This is a genomic window from Kitasatospora sp. NPDC042419 (assembly GCF_056437345.1).
Genome location: NZ_JBWKAW010000007.1, coordinates 21,609 through 33,762, shown reverse-complemented (window position 1 = coordinate 33,762; position 12,154 = coordinate 21,609). Strand labels below are relative to the sequence as shown.

The 12,154-nt window shown below is 72.3% G+C and carries 8 protein-coding genes; 2 read left to right on the top strand and 6 right to left on the bottom strand.

The genetic code is table 11. The features are described 5' to 3' along the window. Positions 1–50 precede the first annotated feature (50 nt). The 3 genes from AC067J_RS16140 to metH form a co-directional block, all read right to left on the bottom strand. Positions 51–1,655 (bottom strand): ABC transporter substrate-binding protein, encoded by a 1,605-nt coding sequence (locus AC067J_RS16140; RefSeq protein ID WP_478299605.1) that lies wholly within the window; start codon positions 1,653–1,655, stop codon positions 51–53. A 356-nt stretch (positions 1,656–2,011) separates the two neighbouring features. Continuing rightward, entirely contained in the window at positions 2,012–2,716 is a 705-nt protein-coding gene (locus AC067J_RS16135) for an HAD family hydrolase (protein WP_478299603.1), read from the bottom strand. Positions 2,717–2,858: 142 nt separating this feature from the next. Beyond that, positions 2,859–6,368, bottom strand: a complete 3,510-nt coding sequence (gene metH, locus AC067J_RS16130; protein ID WP_478299601.1) for a methionine synthase — start codon at positions 6,366–6,368, stop codon at positions 2,859–2,861. Between the two features lie 144 nt (positions 6,369–6,512). Between metH and AC067J_RS16125 the strand changes: the two genes are divergently transcribed. Further along, on the top strand, positions 6,513–7,601 hold the full coding sequence (locus AC067J_RS16125; RefSeq protein ID WP_478299599.1) for a hypothetical protein: 1,089 nt from the start codon (positions 6,513–6,515) through the stop codon (positions 7,599–7,601). A 10-nt stretch (positions 7,602–7,611) separates the two neighbouring features. On the opposite strand, the gene AC067J_RS16120 is transcribed toward AC067J_RS16125, so the two are convergent. Continuing rightward, complete coding sequence (locus AC067J_RS16120; RefSeq protein WP_478299597.1) at positions 7,612–8,145, bottom strand: SRPBCC family protein; 534 nt, start codon at positions 8,143–8,145, stop codon at positions 7,612–7,614. Positions 8,146–8,462: 317 nt separating this feature from the next. Here AC067J_RS16120 and AC067J_RS16115 point away from each other — a divergent pair, with 317 nt between their 5' ends. Continuing rightward, positions 8,463–9,413, top strand: a complete 951-nt coding sequence (locus tag AC067J_RS16115) for a PAC2 family protein (protein WP_478299596.1) — start codon at positions 8,463–8,465, stop codon at positions 9,411–9,413. Between the two features lie 218 nt (positions 9,414–9,631). Here AC067J_RS16115 and mshC read toward each other — a convergent pair whose 3' ends face one another. Both mshC and AC067J_RS16105 read right to left on the bottom strand, forming a co-directional pair. After that, the gene (mshC, locus tag AC067J_RS16110) at positions 9,632–10,861 is read right to left on the bottom strand and encodes a cysteine--1-D-myo-inosityl 2-amino-2-deoxy-alpha-D-glucopyranoside ligase (RefSeq protein ID WP_478299594.1); all 1,230 of its coding nucleotides are present in this window, start codon (positions 10,859–10,861) and stop codon (positions 9,632–9,634) included. A gap of 214 nt (positions 10,862–11,075) precedes the next feature. Beyond that, positions 11,076–11,954 (bottom strand): dioxygenase family protein, encoded by an 879-nt coding sequence (locus AC067J_RS16105; RefSeq protein ID WP_478299592.1) that lies wholly within the window; start codon positions 11,952–11,954, stop codon positions 11,076–11,078. Positions 11,955–12,154 lie beyond the last annotated feature (200 nt).

Genomic DNA, 12,154 nt, shown 5'->3' with positions numbered 1-12,154 from the left:
GGCCCGTCCGCTCCCCCGGTGGGGAGCGGACGGGCCGCCTGCCGTTCGGCCTACTTGCCGACGCGGCCGATCTCCCAGAAGCGGAAGAAGCCGGTGGTGTCGACGGTCGACTCGACGCCGGTGATGTTGGAGCGGGAGGCGAAGAACGCCTTGTTCTGGAACAGCGGGATCAGCGGGGCGTTGGTGGCCACGATGTTCTGGATCTGGCCGTAGGCCGTCGTCGCGGCGGCCCGGTCGGCCTGCTTGAGGGTCTCCGGCACCAGCTTCTGGCTGATCTGCGGGTCGTCCCAGCCGTGGTGGTAGGAGCCGCCCTCGACGATCAGCGGGGCGACGTAGTTGTCCGGGTCCGGGTAGTCGGCGAACCAGCCGATCGTGTACATCTGGTACTTGCCCTCGGCCCAGCCCTTCTTGAAGGCGTCCCAGTCGGGCTCGTGCTGGACGGTGATCTGGAACAGGCCGCCGGCCTCCAGCTGCTTCTTCAGCGCCTCGGACTCGGCGCCCTCGGCGCGCGAGCGCGACCAGGTGAGGGTGAGCTTGACCGGGGTCTGGACCTTGGCGGCGGTGAGGATCGCCTTGGCCTTGTTGACGTCCTGGTCGCCGTAGCGGTCGAAGAAGGCCGTGTTGTGGCCGCTGACACCGGCCGGGACCATCGAGTACAGCGGCTGGACGGTGCGCGCGAAGACGTCGCGGGCCAGCGCCTTGCGGTCGACCAACTGGGCGGCGGCCTGCCGGACGGCGAGGTTGCCGCCGGTCGCGTCCTTGGTGTTGAAGACCAGGTAGCGGGTGTCGTTGCTGTCGCCCTCGACGACCCGCAGGTCGGTCTTGCCGCCCTGCTGCTCGGAGAGGATCTGCGCGGCGGTGTTGGGCTCCAGGCTGTTGTCGGCGAGGTCGACCTCGCCCTTGTCCAGCGAGGCCTTGAGGTCGGCGGGCTTGTCGAAGTACCGCAGGGTGAACTTCTTGTTCCGCAGCTTGGCGTCGCCGGTGTACTTGTCGTTGGGCGACAGCACGACCTTGCCCGGGCCGGTGCCGCCGGCGATCGGCTCGATCGAGTCGATCTTGTACGGGCCGGAGCCGACCAGCTTGTCGTTGCCGAGCAGCTTGTCGGCCGGGAAGACCTCCTGGTCGACGATGGCGCCGGCCGGGCCGGCCAGCTTCGCCGGGAGGGTGGCGTCGGGCTGGGAGAGCTGGAAGACCACCTCGGTGTCGCCCTTGGCCTCGACCGACTTGATCGAGGAGAGCAGGCCGGCCGGGCCGGCCTGGTCGTTGATCTTCAGCGTCCGCTGGATCGAGAAGACGACGTCGGCGGCGGTCAGCGCGTGCCCGTTGGAGAACTTCAGGCCGGACTTCAGCGTGCAGCGGTACTGGGTGGCCTCACCCGCGGTGAACTCGCAGGACTGGGCGGCGTCCGGGCTGGGCGCGCTGGAGGCGGCCGGGTAGCTGAGCAGCGACTGGAAGGTGTTGCGCAGCAGCAGCCAGGAGCCGGCGTCGTAGGCGCCGGCCGGGTCCAGGGCGTTGGTGACCGAGGTGGTCCCCATGGTGATCGCCTTGTCGCCGTCCCCCTTGACGGCGTCGGTCACCGAGCCGCAGCCGGCCACCGAGGCGGCCACGAGTCCGGCGCAGCCGAGCACGGCCAGTCGTTCAGCTGAAGTCTTCACGGGTCGCGTCCTTCTGGGTGCGGTCCGGCCGGGGGCCGGGGGCCCGCGAGCCGGTTGCCTCCGGGGTTGCGGAGGGCGCGCGCGAGCCGGGCGCCCGTGCGACCGCGGGCAGGACGGGGTTGCCCGTCAGCGGCGGTGCCTGGGCTCGGGGTGGGGAACGAACTGGAGTAGCGTGCCATATCGAACACACACCCCCGATACCCTCACAGGTGACAGTTGGGACACGGGGGACGGTGCCGGGCGGGGCCCTCCTACGAGTTGTCAGGCAATGCCCGTTTTCTCCCCGGACCTCCGGTGGGCCGGAGCGGCCCGGACCGCTTACCGGCCGGTAGCACCGGACCGCAATGAGACGACAATCACACTCGCGAGGCCACCAGCGAGCGGAGCAGCTCCAGATCGACCTGCTCCAGCGAGGACAGCACCAGTCGGCCGGGCGCCGGCTCGATCGCCGCCACCGAGGGCACCGCGATCACCGGGCAGCCGGCCGCCTCGGCCGCCCGCACCCCGGTCGGCGCGTCCTCCACCACCACGCAGCGGGCCGGCTCGGCACCCAGCCGGCGGGCCGCCTCCAGGTACGGGTCCGGGTGCGGCTTGGTGCGCGGCACCTCGTCCCCGGCGACCGTGAAGGCGAAGTGCTCGGCGCCCAGTGAGCGCAGCACGATGTCGATGATGTGCCGGTGCGAGGCGGAGACCAGCGCGGCCGGGACGCCGTGCGCGGCGAGCGTGTTGAGCAGCCGCTCGGCGCCCGGCATCAGCGGCACGCCGCCGGCCAGCAGGTCGACGAACCGCTGGTTGATCAGCACCGTCAGGTCGGCCGGCGCGATGTCCACGCCGGTGGCGGCGAGCAGGTAGTCGATCACCCGGCTCATCGGACCGCCGACCACCTGGGCGCGGTCCGCCTCGTCGAGCGCGTACCCGAGCTCGGCGAACAGCGAGGCCTCGGCCTGCCACCAGAAGTCCTCGGTGTCGACCAGCGTCCCGTCCATGTCCAGCAGCACCGCCTGCAGGCCCTGCCCGTCGCCGCGGCCGAGGGTCTGGGTGGCGGTGGAGATGGTGGTCATGGCGGGATCCTTCCGTCCGTGCCCCCGGATCGGCTCCGGGGATGGCACAGGCCGGCCCGCTGGTGAGCGGACCGGCCCGTTCAGGATCATCAAGGATACGCCCGGCCCGCCCGGATCGGGCGAACGCGGTGCAGCGACGGGGTTACCGCGCGTTGAAGTACTTGGCCTCGGGGTGGTGGATCACGATCGCGTCGGTGGACTGCTCCGGGTGCAGCTGGAACTCCTCGGAGAGCACCACGCCGATCCGCTCGGGCTTCAGCAGCTCGGCGATCTTGGCGCGGTCCTCCAGCTCCGGGCAGGCCCCGTAGCCGAGGGAGAACCGGGCGCCCCGGTACTTGAGCGCGAACATGTCCTTGACGTCCTGCGGGTCCTCGTCGCCGAAGCCCAGCTCGTAGCGGACCCGGGCGTGCCAGAACTCGGCCAGCGCCTCGGCCAGCTGGACGGACAGGCCGTGCAGCTCCAGGTAGTCGCGGTAGGAGTTGTTGGCGAACAGCTCGTTGGCCGCCTCGGAGATCCGGTTGCCCATGGTGACCACCTGGAGGCCGAGCACGTCGCGGACCCCGGACTCCTCCGGGCGGAAGAAGTCGGCCAGGCAGAGCCGGCGCCCGCGCCGCTGGCGCGGGAAGGTGAAGCGGGTCCGCTCGGTGCCGTCCTCGTGGAAGACGATCAGGTCGTCGCCCTTGGAGTTCGCCGGGTAGAAGCCGTAGACCACGGCCGCCTCCAGCCAGCCCTCGGTCTGCAGCCGGTCCAGCCACATCCGCAGCCGCGGCCGGCCCTCCGTCTCCACCAGCTCCTCGTACGACGGGCCGTCGCCGCTGCGGGCCGCCTTGAGGCCCCACTGGCCCTTGAACAGGGCGTCCTCGTCCAGCCAGGAGGCGTAGTCGGCGAACGGCACGCCCTTCACGATCCGGTCTCCCCAGAACGGCGGCTCGGGCACCCGGTTGTCGACGGCGACGTCGGAGCGGATCTGGCCGAGGTTGACCTCCTCCGGCTCCTCGACCTCCACCCGCGCGTGCCGGCGCTGCTTCAGCTCGGGCAGGGTCGCTCCCGGCACGCCGCGCTTGACCGCGATCAGCGCGTCCATCAGCCGCAGGCCCTCGAAGGCGTCCCGGGCGTAGCGGACCTCGCCCTCGTAGATCTCGTACAGGTCCTGCTCGACGTAGGCCCGGGTGAGCGCGGCACCGCCGAGGATCACCGGGAAGTCGGCCGCCAGCTTGCGCTGGTTCAGCTCCTCCAGGTTCTCCTTCATGATCACGGTGGACTTCACCAGCAGGCCGGACATCCCGATGACGTCCGCCCTGTGCTCCTGGGCGGCGTCCAGGATCGCCGAGACCGGCTGCTTGATGCCCAGGTTGACCACGGTGTAGCCGTTGTTGGACAGGATGATGTCGACCAGGTTCTTGCCGATGTCGTGGACGTCGCCCTTGACGGTGGCCAGCACGATGGTGCCCTTGCCCTCGTCGTCGGACTTCTCCATGTGCGGCTCCAGGTGGGCCACCGCGGTCTTCATGACCTCGGCGGACTGGAGCACGAACGGCAGCTGCATCTGGCCGGAGCCGAACAGCTCGCCGACCACCTTCATGCCGGCCAGCAGCGTGCTGTTAACGATCTCCAGCGCCGGGCGCTCCGTCAGCGCCTCGTCCAGGTCGGCCTCCAGGCCGTTGCGCTCGCCGTCGATGATCCGGCGCTGCAGGCGCTCCTCCAGCGGCAGCGCCGCCAGCTCCTCCGCCTTGGAGGCCTTCATCGAGGTCGAGGAGACGCCCTCGAAGAGCTGCAGCAGCTTCTGGAGCGGGTCGTAGCCCTCGCTGCGGCGGTCGTAGACCAGGTCGAGGGCGACGTCGCGCTGGTCCTCGGGGATCCGCGCCATCGGCAGGATCTTGGAGGCGTGCACGATCGCCGAGTCCAGGCCCGCCTCGACGCACTCGTTCAGGAAGACCGAGTTGATCACCATGCGGGCGGCCGGGCTGAGGCCGAAGGAGATGTTGGACAGGCCGAGGGTGGTCTGCACGTCCGGGTGGCGCCGCTTGAGCTCGCGGATCGCCTCGATGGTCTCGATGCCGTCCCGGCGGGACTCCTCCTGGCCGGTGCCCAGGGTGAAGGCCAGGCAGTCGACCAGGATCGAGCCCTCGTCGATGCCGTACTCGGTGGTGAGCTGGGCGATCAGCCGCTCGGCGATCTCGACCTTCTTGTCGGCGGTGCGGGCCTGCCCCTCCTCGTCGATGGTCAGCGCGATCAGGCCGGCGCCGTGCTCGCGGGCCAGCGAGGCGATCCGGCCGAAGCGGGTCTCCGGGCCGTCGCCGTCCTCGTAGTTCACCGAGTTCAGCAGGGCGCGCCCGCCGAGCGACTCCAGGCCGGCGCGCAGCACCTCCGGCTCGGTGGAGTCCAGCACGATCGGCAGGGTGGAGGCGGTCGCCAGCCGGCCGGCGATCTCCTTCATGTCGGCGACGCCGTCGCGGCCGACGTAGTCCACGCAGAGGTCCAGCAGGTGGGAGCCGTCCCGGATCTGCTCCCGGGCGATCTCCACGCAGGCCTGCCAGTCGCCGGCCAGCATCGACTCGCGGAACTTCTTCGAACCGTTGGCGTTGGTGCGCTCGCCGATCGCCAGGTACGAGGTGTCCTGGCGGAACGGCACCGACTGGTAGAGCGAGGCGGCCGAGGGCTCCGGCTGCGGGGTGCGGACGACGACCGGACGGCCCTGGACCCGCTCGACCACCTGGCGCAGGTGCTCGGGGGTGGTGCCGCAGCAGCCGCCGACCAGCGAGAGGCCGTACTCGCGGGTGAAGGTGTCGTGCGCGTCCGCCAGCTCCTCCGGGGACAGCGGGTAGTGCGCGCCGTCCTTGCCCAGCACCGGCAGGCCCGCGTTCGGCATGCAGGACAGGCCGATCCGCGCGTTCTTGGCCAGGTAGCGCAGGTGCTCGCTCATCTCGGCCGGGCCGGTGGCGCAGTTCAGGCCGATGTAGTCGACCCCCAGCGGCTCCAGCGCCGTCAGCGCCGCGCCGATCTCCGAACCGAGCAGCATGGTGCCGGTGGTCTCCACCGTCACCTGGACCAGCACCGGCAGGTCGAGGCCGGCCTCGGCGAGGGCCCGCTTGGAGCCCAGGATGGCGGCCTTGGTCTGCAGCAGGTCCTGGCTGGTCTCCACCAGCAGCGCGTCGGCGCCGCCGGCGATCAGGCCGGCCGCGTTCTGCCGGAAGCCCTCGCGGAGCAGCTCGTACGGGGCGTGGCCGAGCGTCGGCAGCTTGGTGCCGGGGCCGATCGAGCCGAGCACCCAGCGGGTCCGGCCGTCGGTGGCGGCGAACCGGTCGGCGGCCTCGCGGGCGATCCGGGCACCGGCCTCGGAGAGCTCGAAGACCCGCTCCGGGATGTCGTACTCGCCGAGCGCCGAGTGGTTGGCGCCGAAGGTGTTGGTCTCCACGCAGTCCACGCCCACCGCGAAGTACGCGTCGTGGACGGAGCGGACGATGTCGGGCCGGGTCAGGTTGAGGACCTCGTTGCAGCCCTCCAGGTTCTGGAAGTCCTCCAGCGTCGGGTCCTGTGCCTGGAGCATGGTGCCCATCGCCCCGTCGGCCACCACCACGCGGGTGGCGAGCGCCTCGCGCAGCGCGTTCGCGCGGCTCTGCTGGGTGACGGACGGGTCGGCTGCAGTGGCCATGGGGCTTCTCCCTGGGTGCGACGGCTGTCGGCTTTGCACACCCGCTGAATCGGGCGCGCACGTGGCCAGGGTATCCGGCCCCTGCCGGGAGCACGGCACCTGTTTCGTATCCTGAGCCCTCGGCCGCGAGGGGAGAGCGACTGCATGAGTGGATTCCGGACACGTGTGCGCCGGGCGGGAGCGGTTCCCGCCGCCTGGGCGCGGGCTCTGCGCGCCCGCTGGCGGAACTGGTCGAGATGGCGGAAGTCGCTGGCCGCGGCCCTGGTGGCGCTCGCCGTCGTGGTGGTGCCGATCGGCTCGGCGGCCCTCGCGCTGCGCCTCCAGTACGTCGGCGACCCGTCCCCCGAGGCGCGCACCCGCGGCCGTGACGCGGTCTGGCTGGGTCATGCCTGGGTCGACGGCCGGAAGGGTGACGCGGACGTCGCCGCGCTCGCCCAGCTGCTGGCCGGCACCGGCATCCGCGACCTCTACGTGCACACCGGCCCGCTGGAGCACGACGGCTCGCTCCCACCCGCCGTGCACCCCCGCGCCCGCTGGTTCACCGAGGCCGTGCACCGCACGATGCCCGGGATCCGGGTGCAGAGCTGGCTCGGCGACGAGGTCAAGCCCGAGAAGGACGCCCTGGACCTGGAGGACGCCCCCACCCGGGACCGCGTCACCGCCTCCGCCCGTCAGGTGCTGGACCTCGGCTTCGACGGCGTGCACTTCGACATGGAGCCGATCCGGCCCGGTTCGAAGGGCTGGCTCGCCCTGCTCGACCAGGTCCGCCCGGTCACGGCGGAGCGCGGCACCAAGCTCTCGGTGGCCGTCCCGCAGATCGACCCGCTGCCTTACCAGCACAACGTGGCCATCGCGCTCACCGACCACGGCAAGTGGTGGGATCAGGCCTATTTCGCCGAGACCGCCCGCCGGGTCGACCAGGTCGCGGTGATGACCTACGACTCCAGCATGCCCACCGAGTCGCTGTACGGCGGCTACAACGCCTACCAGACCGAGCTCGCCCTGGAGGCCACCCCCGAGGACGTCGACCTGCTGATGGGCCTGCCGTTCTACTGGGAGGACAAGTGGGGCCACTGGGGCCACGCCGAGACGGTGCCCGCCGGCATCCGCGGCATCCGGCTCGGCCTGGGCCGGTACGACCTCGGGCGGCAGAACTTCGGCGTCGGGCTGTACGTGGACTTCGCCGCGACCGAGCAGAACTGGGCCGACTACCGCCGCCACTGGGTGCGCTGAGGCCCCGCGGCTAGGGAGTGGGGAGCGGGCCCGCCATCCGGTGGGCGAGGTCGTCCAGGAAACGCCGGATGGCGGCCCCCTCGCCGGTCACGTAGTGCGAGACGGCCCGGTAGAGCGGCTGGTACACCTCGCCGTGCTCGGTGACGGTCAGCGTGCAGCCCTCCCCCGCCGGGGTCAGCCGGTACGTCCAGGTGCCGCCGTACGGGAGGTCGCGGTCCGCGATGCCGGTCACCAGGCGGTGCGGGGCCTCGCTCTCCACCACCTCGTACGTGGTGTGCCCGTGCCGGCCGTACTCGCGCCAGCGGGGCCGGCCCGCGGCGGTCGCGGGCAGCGGCTCGACGTGGGAAAGGCCCCGGCGCCAGGCCGGGTGGAGGCCGATGTCGGTCAGCACCTCCCAGACCGCACCGGGCGGCTGGGCGAGCTCCAGGCCGCCCTCGCTGACGTGCTCCACCGGCAGCCGCCGGCCCGCGGCCCGGGCGGCCAGCACCGCGCCCGCGCCGACGGCCAGCACCACTCCGGCACCGGTCCACAGCCGTCCGTTCATCCGCCGGCTCCTCACACCCGCCGTCCGGTCCCCGCCTCCATCATCGCGCCGGGCCGCCGACCGGGCGCGGCCGGCGGCCCGGCGGCCGCTCCGGCCGGGCCGGCGGGATAACCGCTGGATCGCGGCGCTCCCCTCCCCCAGACTGTCCCGGTGCCCGGCGGAACGGGGCTTCAAAGCCCGTAGGCTGGGCAGGTAGGGACCATGGAGCGAGGCGTTCCATGGGTGACGAGAGGTTCGACCGTCGGCATCCGGCCCGCCGGCATCCGGGCATTGCCCGCCGGGTGCGGCGGCGGCAGCCGACCGGAGGGAGACGCTGGGTGATCGAGCTGGAAGATGTTCCCGAGTTGATCGACCCGGTGATGGTCTGCGCCTTCGAGGGGTGGAACGATGCGGGCGACGCCGCCTCCGCGGCTCTGGCGCATCTGGACGAGACCTGGGGCGGCAAGGTGTTCGCCGCCCTCGACGCGGAGGACTACTACGACTTCCAGGTCAACCGGCCCACGGTCTGGCTGGACGGCGGCGTCCGCCGGATCACCTGGCCGACCACCCGGCTCTCGGTGGTCCGGGTGACCGAGCCGACGACCCGGGACGTCGTGCTGGTGCGCGGCATCGAGCCGAGCATGCGCTGGCGCTCGTTCTGCAACGAGCTGCTCGCGTTCGCGCACGAGCTGGGGATCGAGCTGGTGGTGATCCTGGGCGCCCTGCTCGGCGACACCCCGCACAGCCGCCCGGTCCCGGTCAGCGGAGTCACCTCCGACCCGGACCTGGCCCGCCGGCTGGAGCTGGAGGAGAGCCGGTACGAGGGCCCGACCGGGATCGTCGGGGTGCTCCAGGAGGCGTGCACGCACGCCGGGGTGCCGGCGGTGACGCTCTGGGCGGCGGTGCCGCACTACGTCGCGCAGCCGCCGAACCCCAAGGCCACCCTGGCGCTGGTCAACAAGCTGGAGGACCTGCTGGACCTCCGCATCCCGCCGGGCGAGCTCGGCGAGGACGCCCGGGCCTGGCAGCTGGGCGTGGACCAGCTGGCCGCCGAGGACAGCGAGGTGGCCGAGTACGTCCAGCAGCTGGAGGAGGCCCAGGACACCGCCGACCTGCCGGAGGCCTCGGGCGACGCGATCGCCCGCGAGTTCGAGCGGTACCTGCGGCGGCGGGAGAACGTCGGGCCGACCGGTGAGAAGCCGGTGGCCGGGCACGCCACGGCGGAGCGCCCGAGCGAGCCCGAGGCGCCCGGATCCCGGGAGAGCCAGGACGGCGCCGAGGAGGACTGACCTCCCGCGCGCGGAGCGGGCCGCGCGGGCTCCCGAGCGCGCACGAGGTCCGGGCCGCGTACGGCCGAGGGGGCGCCAGGACGATCGTCCTGGCGCCCCCTCGGCGTAAGTACCGGTGCCGGCGGTGCCACTGCTGCTGCCTGGGCCGCTGCTGCCGGGGCACCCGGGCGGGGTGTCCGCGGCGGGGTGTCCGCGGCGGAGCGGCGGGCGGGCGGCTGCTACAGCGCGATGCCGAGCAGCGCGTCCACGGTGCGGGTGACCAGGCCGGGGGCGCCGATGTCGGAGCCGCCCTCGGCCTGCTGGAGCTCGGCCCAGCGGTCCACCGCGGCCAGCGCGGCGGGCGCGTCCAGGTCCTCGGCGAGCGCCGCGCGGACCTCGGTGAGCAGCTGCTCGGCGGCCGGGCCGTCCGGGCGGGAGACCGCGGCGCGCCAGCGGGCGAGGCGCTCGACGGCCTCGTCCAGGGTGGCCTTGGTCCACTCCCAGTCCTCGCGGTAGTGGTGCGAGAGCAGGGCCAGGCGGATCGCCGCCGGGTCGACGCCCTCGCGGCGCAGCGCGGAGACGAAGACCAGGTTGCCGCGGGACTTGGACATCTTGTGCCCGTCCAGGCCGACCATCCCGGCGTGCACGTACGTCCTGGCGTACGGGTGGGTGCCGGTGGCCACCTGGGCGTGCGCGGCGCCCATCTCGTGGTGCGGGAAGGACAGGTCGCTGCCGCCGCCCTGGATGTCGAAGGACATCCCGAGGTACTGCAGGGCGATCGCGACGCACTCGATGTGCCAGCCGGGGCGGCCGTGGCCGAGCTCGGTGTCCCAGGCGGGCTCACCGGGGCGGGCGGCGAGCCAGAGCAGGGCGTCCAGCGGGTGGCGCTTGCCGGGGCGGTCGGGGTCGCCGCCGCGCTCGGCGAAGACCGGGTGCATGGCCTCGCGGGTGAGGCCGGAGACCTCGCCGAAGTGCGGGTCGGCCTCGACCGAGAAGTAGATGTCGCCGTCGAGCTCGTAGGCGGCACCGCTCGCCAGCAGCTTCTGGACCAGCGGGACGATCCACGGGATCGACTCGACGGCGCCGATGTAGTGGGCCGGCGGGAGCAGCCGCAGGGCGGTCATGTCCTCGCGGAAGAGCGCGGTCTCGCGCTCGGCCAGCGCCGTCCAGTCCTGCCCGGTGGCGACGGCGCGCTCCAGCAGCGGGTCGTCCACGTCGGTGACGTTCTGGACGTACAGGACGTCGTGACCGGCGTCCTTCCACACGCGCTGCACCAGGTCGAAGGCGTTGTAGGTGGCGGCGTGGCCCATGTGGGTCGCGTCGTACGGGGTGATGCCGCAGACGTAGATCCGGGCGGTGCCGTCCTGCGGCACGACCTCCCGGACGACTCCCGTCGCGGTGTCGTGGATACGAAGGGGGAGCCCCTGACCAGGCAGGGCGGGAACCTCGGAAGCGGGCCAGGCATGCATGGGAATGACTTTAACCGTGCGAACATTTGAAAGCCTAACCAGTCGGCAAGATCGACTGGATTCGCTTGCTTTCGTTGCCTGAGCGGTTCTGGACTGATAGTGCGCGGCGCTTGACGGACCTTGCCCGGTGGTGCGGGTGGTCCGGTCGAGACGCCCGGCCGGCCCTGCCGCCGACCGGGCGCTCGCGACCCACCGGGTGAGGCGGCCGGAGCCGCTACAGCCGCTGCCAGAGGGCCGGCACGTTCGGCGGCTCCCAGCCCGGGAAGGCGGTGTGCCCCTGGAGGCAGCGGTAGGAGGCGCCGGCATAGGTGACGCGGTCGCCCGCGTTGTAGAACGTGCCCGCGGTCCACGTCCCGCCCGGCGACGTCGGCGTCGAGGTCGGGGTCGGGGTCGGGGTGGACGTCTGGGTGGGTGTCGGGGTCGGGTTGGGGGTCTGCGGCACGTTGAGGACGAAGTCGTACGTCCCCTCCTTCGCCGAGCCGACCTGGCGGACGTTCATCAGCAGGCGCGCGTCGTAGATGGTGTCGGTGCTGTTGCGCGGCTCGTTCGGGAAGTAGAGCTGGGTGGTGAGCACCGGCCGGCCGGGGGCCTGGAGCTTGACGTGGATGTGGCGGGTGCGGCCCGGGTAGAGGCCGGGCACGATCGTGGTGAGGCTGAACGCGCCCTGGGCGTTGGTGAACTGGTGGCCGCGGAAGTTGAAGCCCGTGTTGTCGTAGGCGCCGTTGACGTCGGCCTGCCAGAAGTCCAGCAGCACGCCGGAGATCGGCAGGCAGGCCCGGCCGAAGACGAAGCCGCTGACGGTGAGCCGGGTGCCCGGCGTGCTGCTGGTGATCAGCGAGCTGCGCAGCGGGGAGTTGGGCTTGAAGTAGGGGCCCTCGGTCTGCTCGATGGTGGGAGCGTCGCCGTCGTGGCAGGCCGGGGTGAACTCGGGGGTCTCGCCGGTGCCGACCCGGTCACGGGCCAGTGCGACGCCGCCGCCGACCAGCAGCGGTGCGGTGCCGAGCACGGCGGCGGCCCTCAGGACGGTCTTGCGGCTGATCCGGCGGTCGGTCGGACCGTCCGTCCCGGTGGTGGGCTCTTCGGACGCGGGCATGCGCCGACTCCTTCGGTGTGAGTGTGGGGGATGACTGACCGGTACCGGTGCAGGGAGCTGCACTTGGGCCCGCAGGGGGTGGTGCCGGGCGGGGCGGTGCGAGGCGGTACGGAACGCGGTGCGGAACGTGGTGCGGAACGTGGTGCGAGGCGCGGCGGTCTGGGAGGTATGGGGGGCGGTATGGGGGTGGCCCTTGCCAT

Excerpts from the sequence above, each read along its gene's own strand:
- AC067J_RS16135 (WP_478299603.1), bottom strand. The coding sequence starts at position 2,716 with ATGACCACCATCTCCACCGCCACCCAGACCCTCGGCCGCGGCGACGGG.
- metH (WP_478299601.1), bottom strand. The coding sequence starts at position 6,368 with ATGGCCACTGCAGCCGACCCGTCCGTCACCCAGCAGAGCCGCGCGAAC.
- AC067J_RS16125 (WP_478299599.1), top strand. The coding sequence starts at position 6,513 with ATGAGTGGATTCCGGACACGTGTGCGCCGGGCGGGAGCGGTTCCCGCC.
- AC067J_RS16120 (WP_478299597.1), bottom strand. The coding sequence starts at position 8,145 with ATGAACGGACGGCTGTGGACCGGTGCCGGAGTGGTGCTGGCCGTCGGC.
- mshC (WP_478299594.1), bottom strand. The coding sequence starts at position 10,861 with ATGCATGCCTGGCCCGCTTCCGAGGTTCCCGCCCTGCCTGGTCAGGGG.
- AC067J_RS16105 (WP_478299592.1), bottom strand. The coding sequence starts at position 11,954 with ATGCCCGCGTCCGAAGAGCCCACCACCGGGACGGACGGTCCGACCGAC.